13 protein-coding genes and 1 tRNA gene are annotated in these 14,898 nt (G+C 39.0%); 10 read left to right on the top strand and 4 right to left on the bottom strand.

Annotation, left to right across the window (positions count from 1 at the left end; all coding sequences use genetic code 11):
* Positions 1-128 precede the first annotated feature (128 nt).
* The 4 genes from BM291_RS20355 (at position 129) to BM291_RS20340 (ending at position 2,712) form a co-directional block, all read left to right on the top strand.
* Complete coding sequence (locus tag BM291_RS20355; RefSeq protein WP_092901334.1) at positions 129-548, top strand: 6-pyruvoyl trahydropterin synthase family protein; 420 nt, start codon at positions 129-131, stop codon at positions 546-548.
* Positions 549-613: 65 nt separating this feature from the next.
* Positions 614-1,000, top strand: coding sequence for a four helix bundle protein (locus BM291_RS20350; RefSeq protein WP_092901331.1), 387 nt, complete (start codon positions 614-616; stop codon positions 998-1,000).
* 76 nt (positions 1,001-1,076) lie between these two features.
* A complete protein-coding gene (lpxB, locus tag BM291_RS20345; RefSeq protein ID WP_092901328.1) occupies positions 1,077-2,189 on the top strand; it encodes a lipid-A-disaccharide synthase in 1,113 nt (370 codons plus the stop codon).
* A gap of 61 nt (positions 2,190-2,250) precedes the next feature.
* Positions 2,251-2,712: a hypothetical protein gene (locus BM291_RS20340; protein WP_139229156.1), complete on the top strand. Its 462-nt coding sequence runs from the start codon at positions 2,251-2,253 to the stop codon at positions 2,710-2,712.
* Between the two features lie 71 nt (positions 2,713-2,783).
* Here the strand turns inward: BM291_RS20340 and clpX are convergent, their stop codons facing one another.
* From clpX to BM291_RS20320, 4 genes are all read right to left on the bottom strand, one after another.
* Positions 2,784-4,010: an ATP-dependent Clp protease ATP-binding subunit ClpX gene (clpX, locus tag BM291_RS20335; RefSeq protein WP_092901322.1), complete on the bottom strand. Its 1,227-nt coding sequence runs from the start codon at positions 4,008-4,010 to the stop codon at positions 2,784-2,786.
* On the bottom strand, positions 4,010-4,684 hold the full coding sequence (locus tag BM291_RS20330) for a ClpP family protease (protein WP_092901319.1): 675 nt from the start codon (positions 4,682-4,684) through the stop codon (positions 4,010-4,012). Before BM291_RS20330 ends, clpX begins: the two co-directional genes overlap by 1 nt.
* A gap of 75 nt (positions 4,685-4,759) precedes the next feature.
* The gene (gene tig, locus BM291_RS20325; protein WP_092901316.1) at positions 4,760-6,085 is read right to left on the bottom strand and encodes a trigger factor; all 1,326 of its coding nucleotides are present in this window, start codon (positions 6,083-6,085) and stop codon (positions 4,760-4,762) included.
* 92 nt (positions 6,086-6,177) lie between these two features.
* A tRNA-Leu gene (locus BM291_RS20320) sits at positions 6,178-6,259 on the bottom strand.
* A gap of 157 nt (positions 6,260-6,416) precedes the next feature.
* On the opposite strand from BM291_RS20320, the gene BM291_RS20315 reads away from it, so the two are divergent.
* The 6 genes from BM291_RS20315 to BM291_RS20290 all read left to right on the top strand — a co-directional run bounded on the left by BM291_RS20315 (position 6,417) and on the right by BM291_RS20290 (position 14,403).
* Entirely contained in the window at positions 6,417-8,633 is a 2,217-nt protein-coding gene (locus BM291_RS20315) for a RelA/SpoT family protein (RefSeq protein WP_092901313.1), read from the top strand.
* A 54-nt stretch (positions 8,634-8,687) separates the two neighbouring features.
* Positions 8,688-9,176, top strand: coding sequence for a Fur family transcriptional regulator (locus tag BM291_RS20310; RefSeq protein WP_092901310.1), 489 nt, complete (start codon positions 8,688-8,690; stop codon positions 9,174-9,176).
* Between the two features lie 4 nt (positions 9,177-9,180).
* Entirely contained in the window at positions 9,181-9,528 is a 348-nt protein-coding gene (locus tag BM291_RS20305; RefSeq protein ID WP_092901307.1) for an STAS domain-containing protein, read from the top strand.
* A 146-nt stretch (positions 9,529-9,674) separates the two neighbouring features.
* Positions 9,675-10,946, top strand: coding sequence for an adenylosuccinate synthase (locus tag BM291_RS20300; RefSeq protein WP_092901303.1), 1,272 nt, complete (start codon positions 9,675-9,677; stop codon positions 10,944-10,946).
* A 101-nt stretch (positions 10,947-11,047) separates the two neighbouring features.
* Entirely contained in the window at positions 11,048-13,384 is a 2,337-nt protein-coding gene (locus tag BM291_RS20295; protein WP_092901300.1) for a PKD domain-containing protein, read from the top strand.
* Positions 13,381-14,403: a PorP/SprF family type IX secretion system membrane protein gene (locus BM291_RS20290; RefSeq protein ID WP_092901297.1), complete on the top strand. Its 1,023-nt coding sequence runs from the start codon at positions 13,381-13,383 to the stop codon at positions 14,401-14,403. The genes BM291_RS20295 and BM291_RS20290 overlap by 4 nt, the downstream gene beginning before the upstream one ends.
* Positions 14,404-14,898: the final 495 nt, after the last annotated feature.

Here is a 14,898-nt window from a genome sequence, read left to right as displayed (position 1 = left end):
TTATAAAGCCATCCCGAATTTTCGGGATGGCTTTTTTTGTACTTGAAAAATCAATTTCTCCTAATGATTTGTCATGAATTCCATTTTCCGCATCTTCTGGTTAACTTTGCGGCCTATTCCTATTAGAGATGATTTACGTTTGTAGAAAAGAACACTTCAATGCAGCCCATAAACTTTGGAATCCAAAGTGGTCGGATGAAAAGAATGTAGAGGTATTTGGCCCTTGCGCCAATGTCAACTGGCATGGTCACAACTTTGAATTGATCGTGATGGTGAAGGGTTTACCAGATCCTGACACTGGCTTTGTGGTGGATCTGAAAAAGCTCAGTACCATTATTCGAAACTTAGTTATAGAGCGAGTTGATCATAAAAATCTGAATGTAGATGTAGATTTTATGGAGGGCAAATTAGCCAGCTGTGAAAATCTAATCATGGAGTTCTGGAAGATCCTTGAGCCTGCGGTGAATGAAATCACTTCACATGGAGGGCTACATAAGCTTACTCTTTATGAAACTCCGAGGAATTTTGTGGAGTACTTTGGCGAGTGAAATTTTTGTGAATTGTCAGTAGTAAGTCGTAATTTTTGTATAGTTAATTTTATACCTTAAAACTTATGGCTTACGTAAATTTTTACTATGAACTTGATGTTTACAAATTGTCAAGACAATTAGCGAAAGATGTATATAGGATATCCAAGAATTTCCCGAAAGAGGAAAAGTTCTCTTTGATTGATCAAATAAGAAGGTCTTCAAGGTCGGTAGGAGCGCAGATTGCTGAAAGCTGGGCTAAAAGGAGGTATATCAACCATCTCATTTCTAAGCTTACAGATTCCGATGCTGAACAATATGAGACTCAGCATTGGATTGAAGTGGCATTTGATTGCGAGCTAGTCAGTGACCAGAAAAGAGATTTAATCGTTAAATCCTGCGAGGTTATTAACTTAAAGCTTAATGCGATGATGTCTAAAGCAGATCTATTTTGCACATTTGGAAAGAGATAATCTTTAATACTAAAGAATTCCTCCTAACGAATTCTACTACTAACTACTCACCATTTACAACTTACAAACACCAGATTTGACTCCATTTAAAAAACTATACATCATCTCCGGAGAGCGCTCAGGTGATCTGCATGCATCAAACTTGGTACGATCTCTTTTGGCCAAAGATTCTACCTTGAAGATTCGTGGGATGGGAGGAAGCTATTCCAAAGATGCTGGCGTAGAAATAGCGGTTGATTATGCGGAAGTAGCTCTGATGGGTTTTTTGGAAGTGGTATTAGGTTTTCGAAAAGTCCTGAAATATCTGAAACTAGTAAAGAATGATATCCTGGCTTACAAGCCTGATGCTATCATTCTAGTTGATTACGGTGGTTTTAATATGAAAATTGCAGCTTTCGCTAAGGAAAATAATATCCCTGTCCATTATTATATTCCTCCGAAAGTTTGGGCTTGGAATCAAAAGCGAGCATTAAAACTTAAGGCTACTACTGATCAGGTCTATTCAATCTTGCCTTTTGAGACGCCTTTTTTTGAAAAGTATGACATGAAGGTTCACTATGTAGGAAATCCTTTACTGGACGAGATAGCTAAGTTTACCCCACATGAATTTTTCTTTCAAAAAAATGAGCTTAGCTACCAGCCTATTATTGCATTACTTCCAGGCAGTAGGGCGCAGGAGATTAATGCTATGCTAGATCGTATGGTGGAGTTAGTAAAAGAATTTCCTAATGCTCAGTTTGTGATTGCTGGAGTTGGAGATTTAGGGATTAATATTTACCAGAGAGGAATAGATGCTGGTATTCGAGTGATCTTTGACCAGACATACGATTTGCTTTCTCATGCTATTGCAGCCGTGGTCACATCTGGCACGGCAACTTTAGAAACTGCTTTGTTTAGAGTTCCTCAGATAGTAGTGTATCGGACTAGTTCTGTCTCATATGCGATTGCCAAGAATTTGATTCGTGTCCCTTATATTTCTTTAGTCAATCTTATTGCGGATAAGCAAGTGGTTAAAGAGCTTATTCAAAATAATTTTTCTATTCCGAATTTAAAGGCTGAATTGCAGCAGATTTTAGGAAATCAAGTTTACAGAGGTCATATGCTGCAGGGATATGATTTGATCAAAGAACAAATTGGAGAGGGAAGTGCTTCGGATACTGCGGCTGGACTTATTTTGTCCTACGTTTGAAAAATTTGAAATCACAGCGATTCATTTCATTAAAATGAAGATGATTCCTAAATTTCTCTCTATGCTCATTTGCTTGGCAATTCTTTTTTCATGTGGAAGGTTTGAGCCAGATTCATATGACTATGATGCTGATTTTGAAGAAATCATATCAGATTTGAATTTCAATTCTGGAGTAAACGAGCGACGTTTAGACTTGTCTCAGGTCTTTATAAAAAGTGATTGGGATAGTATTATAGTTATTAAACCTTACTCTCAATACAGCAATTTCGCGCGTTTGAATTTGAGAAACACCTCTGTTGTAAAGTTTATTCTAACTGAAATGGAGTATTCAGATTTTCACTACTATCTACTTTTTATTAAGGAAAAGCAGATTATGGCTTATTCAAAAATGAGCAATTTGTATCGTATAGGTTTTGATGAGACTATGCTCTTTCCCATTATATCTAATTCAAATGGCGAAATGGCAATAAGGCAAGTTCAACTTAACCCAGCCTTTTATCAAATAGAAAAAATTGGTAAATGACGTTGTCTTTAAAGAGCAAAAAAAAGCCTCGATTATTATTTAATCGAGGCTTTTGGTTGAATCATCAAATTTTAAGCTACTTGGAGTCGCTTAAACTTCGATTTATCGAATTTTTCATGAGCGTATTTAGCATCTATAATTAATTCTTTGATAGAATCATCGGAAGGAATTTCATACATCGCATCTGTAATGATTGCTTCGCAAATTGATCTCAATCCTCTTGCACCAAGATTGAACTCTACTGCCTTCTCTACGATGAAATCAATCCCACTTTCTTCGAAAGTGATTTTCACTCCTTCATAGTTAAGCAACTTAGCATATTGCTTCACCAACGCATTTTTAGGCTCTGTAAGGATTCTTTTCAAGGCATCTGCATGAAGAGGGTCCAAATGAGTCAATACAGGAAGGCGTCCGATCAATTCTGGAATTAATCCAAAAGCCTTCAAATCCTGAGCTGTCACATATTGCAATAAGTTTTCTCGATCTGCGACTGCATCTGCAGCAGCTTTGCTGAATCCCATTGGCTGGGTATTCAGTCGCTTTCCAATATGTCTAGAAATTCCATCAAAAGCTCCACCACAAATAAAGAGAATGTTCTCCGTATTCACAGCGATCATCTTCTGATCTGGATGCTTACGTCCTCCTTGAGGTGGTACGTTTACAATAGTGCCTTCCAATAGCTTTAGCATAGCTTGTTGTACACCTTCACCACTCACATCTCGTGTGATAGAAGGATTGTCGGACTTTCTTGCGATTTTGTCCAACTCATCTATGTATACGATTCCGCGCTCAGCCGCTTCTACATTGTAATCTGCAGCCTGGAGTAATCTGGTCAAGATGCTTTCCACATCCTCACCTACATAGCCAGCTTCGGTCAATACAGTCGCATCAGCGATACAGAAAGGTACTTCCAATGTCTTGGCCAGTGTTTTGGCTAGATAGGTTTTACCTGTACCCGTATCACCTACCATAATGATGTTGGATTTCTCAATCTTCACGTCATCATTCTCGTCCTTTTGGAAAAGTCGCTTGTAGTGATTGTAAACAGCCACAGTCAAAACCTTCTTAGCATCTTCCTGACCAATCACATATTGATCTAAGTAGGCAGTAAGTTCCTTTGGTTTCTTGAGTTTGATTTTTGGTTTTGCCGTACCTGGTTTCTTGGTTTTATCGTCTTCACCAAGGATCAGATGAGCTTGATCAATGCAGAAATTACAAATGTGCGCAGAGATACCCGACACCATTAGATCTACATCTTTCTTATTTCTACCGCAAAAGGAGCAGGTAACTTGAGCCATTATTTTGGTTTTTTAACTAGTACTTCATCTATAAGGCCGTAAGCTTTCGCTTCTTCTGCCTTAAGCCAATAATCTCTTTCGGAATCTTTCTCTATCACTTCTGGAGTTTTTCCAGTATGCACAGCTAGAATATCATATAATTCCTCACGCATAGATAGAATGAGCTTTAAGGAAATCTCCATATCAGTGGATTTTCCTTGCATACCGCCTGAAGGCTGGTGAATCATTACTCTAGAATGCTTTAGTGCAGATCTTTTGCCAGCTGCACCGCCTGCAAGTAAAACAGCTCCCATAGAGGCAGCTATCCCTGTACAGATAGTAGCTACATCAGGATTGATAAATTGCATCGTATCATAGATGCCTAGACCTGCAGTCACAGATCCTCCTGGGCTATTGACATAAAGTAACACATCTTTCTTAGAATCTACTGACTCCAGGAAAAGTAGCTGGGCTACAATGATATTTGCAACGTGATCATCTACACCTGTTCCTAAGAAAATGATGCGGTCCATGATCAATCTGGAGAATACGTCAATCTCTCTGAAATTCTGAGGACGCTCTTCGATTACAGAGCGAGTCATATTTTCAATATGTTGTGTGTACTGGTCAAAAGCAGTACCACTTACGCCTTGATTGTGAATGGCGTATTTCCGGAATTCTTCTTTGTTGATCATCTTTCGAGTTTGTTGTGGTAAGCAAAAATAAAAAAAGCCCTTAAATAAGGACTTTTTTATGATGATTTAAGCGAATTACTTGTCTAAAAGTTCCTTGAATTCATCAATGCTTATATCCTTTTCTTTAACACTGATTTTGTCAAGTGCAAAAGCAAGGACTTTTTCATTCTGAATTGAAGTAAGCATGTTCATATAGTTTTGACCTTCTTCACCTTTAAGGTAGTTGTCTACGAACATATCCATGCTGTCTTCCATCTGCGCTCCAAGTCCAGAAGACGCGAATTGTTCACGAACCATTTGCTTGGTTTTCTCGATCACTTCTTCGTGTTCTGCTTTTACTTCATTTTTGGTAGCAATCTCGTTAGAGATCAAAGACCAAGTTAATTGTCTTGCGTAGATAGGGAATTCTTTTTCTACATCCGCTTCAGATACTTTGCCTTCATTGGCGATAAGAAGCCACTCTTTCAAGAATGCTTCTGGAAGATCTACCTTAGCAGCTTCAGTCAATACCTTTTTCAATTCCTCCTCAGTGAATACTTTGGATTCTCTGTCGTAGTTACCTTGAAGTGTTTCACGTACTTTAGTGATGAATTCTTCTTCTGATTTCACTTCGTCAGGACCGAAGATTTTGTCGAAGAACTCTTGGTTCATTTCGGCAGTCTCAGTTCTGTTGATGTTTTTTACTGTCATAGTCAACGCTCCATCGATGTCTGCAGACTCTTCTTCGCTAAGGCCGAAAGCCTCTTCCCACTGACCTTTCTTTACATCCTTCGCGTCGAACTCTACGACAGCTTCTTTGCTAAGTCCGATGAATTTACCTGCAAGCTTCTTAGTGATTTTAGTCAAGTCCAAAGAAACAGTTTTTTCCAATTCACCTTCAGTAGCCTTCAAGTCACCATAGATATGGTCTCCTTCTTCGCTTACTTCTGGGTTGGTACTATTACCATATTGAGACTTAAGGTTATCAAGAGTTTCATTGATCAAATTATCGTCTACTTTGATAGAATATTTTGTCGCTTTGATCTTTGGATCAAGTGTAAGATCTACTGACTCAACGAATCCGATTTTGTAGTCAAATTCAAACTCTTTTTGAGTTTTCCAGTCGATCGGAGCGTTTTGATTTTGTGGAAGTGGGTCTCCCAAGATTTTGAAAGATTGTTCTTTCAAATAAGTATTCAGGGATTCGCTAAGGATCGCATTGATTTCCTCTACAAGTACAGAGGTGCCGTACATGCCCTTCACCATAGACATAGGAGCCTTTCCAGGTCTGAATCCTTTGATGTTAGATTTTTTGGCAAAGTCCTTAAGTTTTGCCTCAACCTTAGGTTGGTAATCTGCTTCGTTTAATTTAATTTTAATTGAAGCTTGATTTGCTGAATGCTTGTCTTGTGTGATTTCCAAAGCTCAAAATTTTAGAATGAAGATTAACTAAAAACCCCCAATCCCTACCCTGTTGTTGAAGACAGTTGAGTGATTGAGGGTTCGGTATTTAGTGCGGATAGAGGGACTCGAACCCCCATGCCTCGCGGCGCTAGATCCTAAGTCTAGTGCGTCTACCAATTTCGCCACATCCGCAATACGTACAATTCAGAGTAGAATAACGATTCTAAATCGAATTGTGGATGCAAATGTAGGTACTAATAAATAAAATGCAATAGCAGACTAAAAAAAATATTCAACATTTGATGCAACATGGACTAAGACCACCATTTTTGTATTAAATTCCTCCTGTATGATTGAAGTGGACATCGAAGAAGAAAGAAAAGAAATACTTAAGCGCTACCGAAGGCTATTGAGACAAGCAAAGCCAATTCTAAAAGATGGTGATGCGAAATTGATAAAAAGAGCCTTTAATGTATCCCTTGACGCGCATAAAGATATGCGCCGCAAGTCAGGCGAACCGTATATCTATCACCCACTTGAAGTGGCGTTAGTATGTGTGGAGGAAATAGGATTGGGCACGACCTCAATCGTAGCCGCCTTACTTCACGATGTAGTGGAGGATACGGAATGGGAGTTGGAAGACATTGAACGGGAGTTTGGCTACAAGGTCATGACTATTATAGATGGTCTTACCAAAATTGCTGGCGTGTTTGAATACGGAAGTTCACAGCAAGCTGAGAATTTCCGGAAAATGCTCCTCACACTTTCAGACGACGTACGTGTGATTTTGATCAAACTTGCGGACAGACTCAATAATATGAGAACACTGTCTAGCATGCCTAGGCATAAGCAGCTGAAAATCGCATCGGAAACCATGTATTTGTATGCCCCTTTGGCACATAGACTGGGGCTTTATGCGATTAAATCTGAATTGGAAGACCTTTATCTGAAATACACAGATACTGCAACTTATAAGGAGATTGTTTTCAAAATCAATGAATCAAAATCCTACAGGAATAAATTCATTCGTAGCTTCATTCTGCCTATAGAAGAGGAGCTCAATAGAACAGGATTGCAATTCACAATTAAAGGGAGGCCCAAATCTGTTTTCTCGATCTATAATAAGATGAAGAAACAGGGGATTCCATTTGAGGAAGTATATGACCTGTTTGCGATAAGGATTATTCTTGAAAGTGATCTGGATAGTGAAAAGGCGGATTGCTGGCAAGTGTATTCTATCGTCACTGATTTTTATAGACCAAATCCAGATCGCTTGCGAGATTGGATCAGTACACCGCGCTCCAATGGCTATGAATCACTTCATACCACGGTAATGAGTGGAACTGGTCAGTGGGTGGAAGTTCAGATTCGTACCGAGCGAATGGATGAGATCGCTGAGCGTGGCTATGCTGCCCATTGGAAATACAAAGACAAGGAAAACTCCAAGGGACCTTCCGGACTAGATGACTGGATTACTCAAGTGAGAGGTTTGTTGGAGTCCAATGATGGGAATGCGATTGAATTTATGGATGATTTCAGAGGGAATTTATTCCATGATGAAGTCTTCGTATTTACTCCAAAAGGTGATTTGAAGGTCCTTCCATTTGGTTCTACCGCATTGGATTTTGCTTTTGAAATCCATACGGAAGTAGGTGCGAAATGTATTGGAGCAAAAGTCAATCAGCGATTGGTGCCTATTTCCCATAAGCTAAAGAATGGAGATCAGGTAGAAATTCTGACTTCCAACAAGCAAAAACCTTCTGAAGATTGGCTTAATAACGTTGTTACAACTAGAGCAAAAGCCAAAATTAAGGATGCGCTTCGTGAGGACAAGAAGTCAGCGATTCTTGATGGGAGAGAGATAGTCCAGCGTAAGATGAAGCAGATGAAGATGGAATTCAATTCAGAATCTGTAGAAAAGCTTCGGGCATTTTTCGAACTGAAAACCGCAAATGAATTCTATTTCCGTGTGGGTATTGGCGCAATTGATCCGACTTCGATCAAATCATTCAAAGATTTTAAGGCAACGCAGAAGCTTCAAAATAAATCAAGCCAAGAGAAGGTAAGAGATGAGTCTTCTTTTACCAAAGAGATAAAAAGTCTGAAAGGTCCAGATCATGATCAGCTACTGATCGGAGAGGATATGGATGTTGTAGATTACATTTTGGCAAAATGCTGTAACCCTATACCTGGAGATGATGTCTTTGGCTTTGTGACGGTAAATGAAGGAATCAAAATTCACCGTACATCTTGTCCTAATGCCTTGGAACTGCTTTCCAATCATGGGAACAGAGTAATAAAAGCTCGATGGACAAGTCAAAAAGAGATCGCCTTTCTCGCTGGATTACGAATTATCGGAACAGACAGAGTTGGACTGATTAATGATGTGACCAAAGTGATTTCAAATGAGTTGAAAGTGAATATGCGCTCTATCACAGTAGATTCAGATGCAGGGATTTTTGAAGGGACAATTAAGCTCTATGTGCATAGCACAGAGCATCTTGATAAATTGATCGAAAACCTAGTTGAGGTTGATGGGATATTAAAGGTTTCAAGGTTTGATTGATGCAATGAATCTTTTCTTACTTACAAAAGTTATATTTGAAAAAATACCCAGCTAATGCCTTTGAATACAAATCACTTCGAAGAGGTAAAAAAGATATTTACAGCTTATCTTGAAACAAAGAAGCTCCGTAAGACACCGGAGCGCTATGCTATCCTCGAAGAAATTTATAGCCGTACCGGACATTTTGATGTTGAGTCTCTCTACATCAGTATGAAAAATAAGAATTACCGTGTAAGTCGAGCGACTGTTTACAATACGCTGGATTTATTGGTTGAATGTGACTTGGTGACCAAACATCAGTTTGGTAAAAACCTAGCTCAATTTGAAAAGTCCTACGGTTTTAAACAGCACGATCACTTGATTTGCACAGATTGTAATCAGGTGCTTGAATTTTGTGATCCTAGAATCCAAAATATTCAAAATACAGTGGGCGAGATACTGAACTTTAAAGTGCTTCACCACTCTTTAATATTGTATGGCAATTGTCTCAAAGAGAATTGTGAAAATAGAAAAGTAGAAACACCGTTGAAAGACAAATTGTAATCACATGAAATTGACATATAATACAAGTAAGGATGAGCTTGCTCATTACCTATTTATTCAGGGTGATTTGATTGGAGATGAAGTAGGACCTAAATTGGTGGAGGTTGTTTCCGATGCAGTGGAAGAAGGAGCCAAGAATTTCGTAGTTGACCTGAGTGAAGTGAGATACATCAGTTCCAGTGGAATTGGTCTTTTGATCACGATGCTTACGAAAATGAGAAATAAGGACGGTGAAGTCTACCTAACTGCGCCATCTGATCATGTGAAGAAGCTGTTGATTATCACTAAGCTGAATAATATTTTTACAGTTTTTGACTCTGTGGATGAGTTCAAAAAGTCAGTAGTAAAATAGATCATACAGGTACTTTTATGCTAGAGTTAAGTCGTAGCATTTTCTGCGTGACGCAAATAATTACATCCTTTCCCTTGGTTTTCTATGTGCTTATCGCAAATTTCACGCTTCAAAAAGACTAGTGTAACAGATAGACCGCACATCAAATGAAGATGGATGTACTTCTAGGTCTCCAGTGGGGAGATGAAGGAAAAGGAAAAATAGTAGACGTTTTAGCGCCTGATTATGAAATTGTAGCCCGTTTTCAAGGAGGTCCAAATGCTGGACATACCTTAGAATTTGACGGGATCAAGCATGTTCTGCATCAGATCCCTTCTGGGATTTTTCGCTCACAGATACTTAATATAATAGGCAATGGAGTCGTACTCGATCCAATTGTACTAAAAAGGGAAATTGATGGATTGGGTAAATTCTCTATCGATTATATGAAAAACCTGGTGATCTCTAAGAAAGCCACGATTATCATCCCAACACATAAATTGCTTGATGCAGCTTCGGAGAAATCTAAAGGTGATAAGAAAATTGGGTCTACCTTAAAAGGTATCGGACCAACTTATCAGGATAAGATAGGAAGAACAGCACTACGAGTAGGGGATATCCTAAGTCCTGATTTCAAAGAAAAATACGAAGCACTTGTAGCTAAGCATAAAACTACGCTTTCATTCTACAATCATCCTTTGGATGAACTGCCAGGAATGGAAGAGCAATTCTTTTTAGCAGTTGAGTTTTTCAAAACTTTAAATCTGATAGATAGTGAATATGTAGTTAATGAAGCGTTGGATTCCAAAAAGAGAATTCTTGCTGAAGGAGCACAAGGATCTTTGTTAGATGTGGATTTCGGTAGCTATCCATTTGTGACGAGTAGCAGCACTATGGCTGCAGGAGCATGTACAGGATTGGGAGTTGCTCCTTCCAAAATCGGTGAGGTATTCGGTATTTTCAAAGCATACTGTACCCGAGTAGGAAGTGGACCGTTCCCCACCGAGCTATTCGATCAGGATGGTGAGGATATGAGAAAAGAGGGGAATGAATTTGGAAGTACTACAGGTCGCCCTAGAAGATGTGGGTGGCTAGACTTACCAGCTCTTCGCTATTCTATCATGATCAATGGCGTTACTCAGCTTTTTATGATGAAAGGTGATGTGTTGAATATCTTTAAGGAGATCAAAGTTTGTACACATTATGAGCTTCCTACTGGAGAGAAAATTGACAAATTAAGCTTTGAGATTACTGAGCAGGAAGTAACTCCTGTTTACAAAACAATGAAAGGTTGGAATTGCTCTTTGGAGAATATGCATTCTTATGATGCATTCCCTGCTGAATTGAGAGAATATGTTGAATACTTGGAAACAGAATTGAATGTTCCAATCAAATTAGTTTCAGTTGGTCCAGATCGTACTCAAACGATTTTGCGCTAATCGAGCTTGCTATACTTGAAGCCCTTGATTTTAAATCAAGGGCTTTTTTATTTCTATGCGTTTAAAGTGTATTTTGGCTTTCCCAAAAACCTAGCCTAGCATTGAAATTTTTAATATTAGCCATCGCGCTCTACTTGGTGTCTTTCAATTCCTACTCACAAGTTGGTTTTCCTTACTGTGAAACTTTTAGTGCTGAAGAATCAATTGGATCAGAGACTGTTTATGGAGGTAGTGCAAGATTGGTTGATGGAGTACTGCGGTTGACAGACGCGCAGAGAGAGCAAAACGGTTACGTTTATATTGATATTCCTTTTTCTCCAGCATATGGAATAAAAGCTTCCTTCGAATACTTCATGTATGGAGGGAGTGGAGCAGACGGACTTACAGTATTCCTTTTTGATGCGGACGTGCAGAACTTTAGACCTGGTGGTTTCGGTGGTGCATTTGGATATACTCAGAGAGACAATGTGCCTGGGATGACAGGCGGTTACTTAGGTATTGGTTTTGATGCTTATGGGAATTATAGTAATTCTAGCGAAGGCAAAATCGGAGGATTTTCTGGATCACCAAATGGATTGTACCCTAATAGTATTTCGATAAGAAAAAGTGGGGTAGGTCTCAATGGCTATCAGTTTGTCAATGGGAAGATGACCGTGGATCCACCTTCCGGATCGCTTGGCCTAGCACTGGATGTAGAATATCAATTCCCATTGAGTTCTGGTGGGCAAGGAACTGGAAGGGTAACCGATCCAGCAATTCCAGGCTATCGAAAGGTCTTTTTAGAATTAGAACCCAATCCTAATGGCGTAGGATGTCTTTTGAAATTGGAAATGGTAGTTACTACTGTAACTAATGAACCTAGGACAATTACTATTTTTCCAGGCGTTCCTTTTCCATATGAGCCTTCAAAGAATCTGAAAATAGGTTTTGCGGCTTCTACTGGAGGAGAGACAAATATCCATGAAATTAGAAATCTAATTGTTGAAGTGTCCAATGATGAAGGTTTGCAAAATCCGGCGGGTGTAGATTTCTCAGATTTTGCATCCTGTGAAGGACAAGAGAACACTTATTATATAACAGATGAAGAAGTGATTCTTCCGAATGAAAATTCTGAAATAAGATGTCTGCAATTTTATGCATCCCTAGATGATATAGAACAAGAAAGTGAGGACATCTGTGCTCAAGGGAAATGTCGTGAGGAGAATAGAGTGCTGGAATTACCTCAAGGCACTTTCACTGCAGGAACAAATGGCGGAGATTTTACATTTTTTCCAAATAGGGGATTTACAGATCAAAGCGTCACTGTCTATTATACCATTACAGATACCTACGGAAAAAGCTCTGTTGGCAATTCGATGACATTGAAAATCCAAGAATCTCCAGAGCCAGTAAGTATATATGTCGGTGATAACCCAGTCTTAGTGGAAGAAGTGAGATTATGCGGAGGAGAAACAGTGACACTTACATCTAAAGGTGATGAAGTCTACGAGCGCTACGAATGGTATAAAGATGATGAGCTGATAGAAGGAGCTGTTTCCGAAAAATTCACTGCGAATACAATAGGCGAGTATTTGGTGAAAGCTTATAATCGCAAGAATTGCCCAGCCATCTCCAATTCTGTTTTGGTGACTTTTCCTGAATTCCCCGACTTTGATTATATGTCTCCTTTAGTAGGTTGCACACCCGGCCAGTCTGTGAATGTGACAACTAGTATTTCAAATTATGACCCACTTACCTATGACTATAAGCTTACTGGAGAAGGACAAACTTATTTAAATGATGAAATGAAGGCAATCTCTATAGCTGGAGAGTATGAACTTCAGATTAAGCATGCTGATTTAGATTGTTATTCATCGCCCGAACCATTACAAATAGTGATTCTAGAGGAAGAGTTGTTGGCAGATTTCGAATTTGAAATACTAGGAACAGGAGTGAAAGGTGAGGAGGATGGAGGATTCTACCCCGATGATGAGTTCCAGTTTTCGGATATGTCGGCTGAAGATGCTATAAGTTGGAATTGGGATTTTGGTGATGGTTCGAAATCTACGGAGCAAAACCCAACACATATATATGGTAAAAAAGGAGACTATGATGTAATCCTTACTATTACTAATGAGTGGGGATGTGAAGCATCAGATGTTAAGAGGGTTTCAATAGTGAGAAGCTACAGACTTATGTTTCCTACAGGTTTCACACCTTTAAAAGATGAGAATCAATTTTTTGTCCCAAAATCCAAAGGGTTAGTCTCAGGACAGCTTTTGATTTTCAATACTTGGGGGAATTTGATTTTTGAAACGGACGATATAAACACCATTGGTTGGGATGGGAAGTTGGATGAGAAATTGTTGGACGCAGGATTCTATGTATATAGATATAATGGAATAGCCACTGATGGAGAAAAGGTGACTAAAGCAGGTAAATTCAAATTGATTAGATGATGAGAATTTACCTAGTATTTGTTTTTCTCTTTCTTTTAACTTCTAGGGCTTTCAGTCAGGATGTTCAGTATTCGCAGTTCTATGCCAATCCTTTTTATCTTAACCCTGCATTAGCGGGGAGTACTGGGGTTACCAGGGTAGGAGTTAATTTCCGGAATCAATGGCCAGCATTGGATCAAAGCTTTATAGCATACACTGCATATGCAGATCATTTTTCTGAAAAATACAATTCAGGGTTTGGGATAATTGTTTCGGGAGCTCGGGAGTCTTTCAATCAAAGCAGGACAGATGAAATTGGTCTTGTATATAGTTATAGACTTAGGTTGGCTGAAAAGCGCTTTCTACATGTTGGAGCTCAGGGAAGTTTTTTATCAAGAGATGTGCTTTTTGACCAAGTTATTTTGGGAACACAGTTAGATGTAGATAAAGGAGTAATAGTCGGCGAGCCAGGTGATGGCTTTTCGGGAGATAGTCGCCTTAGGGCAGCAGATATAAATGCGGGACTCTTATATTATGAAGATAAATTTTGGTTTGGATTCTCTGCCTTTCATTTATTGGAGCCTCAGATTAGTTATTTGGAATTGAACTCAAACAGACTTCCGGTCAAGTATTCACTGCACGGTGGAGTCAGGTTTAATCTAGCTCCAGGGAATATCAATGATTATTTCAATAATACAGATCAGGAACGTTCACTAGCACTTGCATTTAATTACAAGTCTCAAGGCGCTTTTGATCAGTTAGACCTAGGAGCAGAGTTTTATTTTGAACCTTTGATCCTAGGTTTTTGGTACCGCGGTCTTCCTACAAAGTATAATTTGCCAAATAATGAGTCCTTGATTGGGCTTATTGGAATTGAAATGGACTCTGGGCTAGACGTAGGATATAGCTTTGACTACTCTATTTCAAAGTTGGGCCAACGTGTATCTGGTGGAGCTCATGAGATTTCATTGAGGTATGTTTTTTCGCCCATCAACCAGCGTAAAAAGGATTATCCTGAGCTTCCTACGTTCAGATATTAAGTCAAGCCTCAATAATTCAAGAGATTGTTTCAAGGAATAGAATATTGACAGAAGATCTAGGTTGAATGGTAGTCTTTTCAGATTCCGTAGCGCAATTTTATTTCAAAAATCTTTACTGGTTGTATTCAGTTAGTTATGCCTTTTGTAGGGATATTTTGGGATTAGGTCTTGTTGTTAAGAATAAAAGGTAGATATTTGCACTCCCAAACAACGCGAACGGCTGAGGAAAAGGGAAGAGTCGTAAGGCTCAGAAAGTATTGAAAAATTAAATTTTGCAAAGGGTTTGGAAGTCAAAAATGATCTCTTACCTTTGCGCTCCCTTCAGGACGGAAGGGGGATAAAGCGGATCGGGTTTAGTCTCTGAGAAACTTTAAAAATTAAATTTTGCAGAGAGTATTGGAAGTTAAAATTATCCTCTTACCTTTGCACTCCCTTCAGCAAGGAAGGGGAAAAAACGGAACGAAAATCGAAAGATTTGAAGCTCTGACAAGAGTC

It is taken from the genome of Algoriphagus aquimarinus (assembly GCF_900112005.1).
Classification (GTDB): domain Bacteria; phylum Bacteroidota; class Bacteroidia; order Cytophagales; family Cyclobacteriaceae; genus Algoriphagus; species Algoriphagus aquimarinus.
The sequence above is the reverse complement of the archived record's forward strand: the minus strand, read 5'-3'. Positions and strand labels throughout refer to the sequence as shown.

Bases quoted from the DNA above. Each gene is read 5' to 3' on its own strand.
- BM291_RS20340 (WP_139229156.1), top strand. From the start codon at position 2,251: ATGCTCATTTGCTTGGCAATTCTTTTTTCATGTGGAAGGTTTGAGCCA.
- BM291_RS20355 (WP_092901334.1), top strand. From the start codon at position 129: ATGATTTACGTTTGTAGAAAAGAACACTTCAATGCAGCCCATAAACTT.
- BM291_RS20315 (WP_092901313.1), top strand. From the start codon at position 6,417: ATGATTGAAGTGGACATCGAAGAAGAAAGAAAAGAAATACTTAAGCGC.
- BM291_RS20330 (WP_092901319.1), bottom strand. From the start codon at position 4,684: ATGATCAACAAAGAAGAATTCCGGAAATACGCCATTCACAATCAAGGC.
- BM291_RS20300 (WP_092901303.1), top strand. From the start codon at position 9,675: ATGAAGATGGATGTACTTCTAGGTCTCCAGTGGGGAGATGAAGGAAAA.
- clpX (WP_092901322.1), bottom strand. From the start codon at position 4,010: ATGGCTCAAGTTACCTGCTCCTTTTGCGGTAGAAATAAGAAAGATGTA.
- BM291_RS20350 (WP_092901331.1), top strand. From the start codon at position 614: ATGGCTTACGTAAATTTTTACTATGAACTTGATGTTTACAAATTGTCA.
- BM291_RS20290 (WP_092901297.1), top strand. From the start codon at position 13,381: ATGATGAGAATTTACCTAGTATTTGTTTTTCTCTTTCTTTTAACTTCT.
- BM291_RS20305 (WP_092901307.1), top strand. From the start codon at position 9,181: ATGAAATTGACATATAATACAAGTAAGGATGAGCTTGCTCATTACCTA.
- BM291_RS20310 (WP_092901310.1), top strand. From the start codon at position 8,688: ATGCCTTTGAATACAAATCACTTCGAAGAGGTAAAAAAGATATTTACA.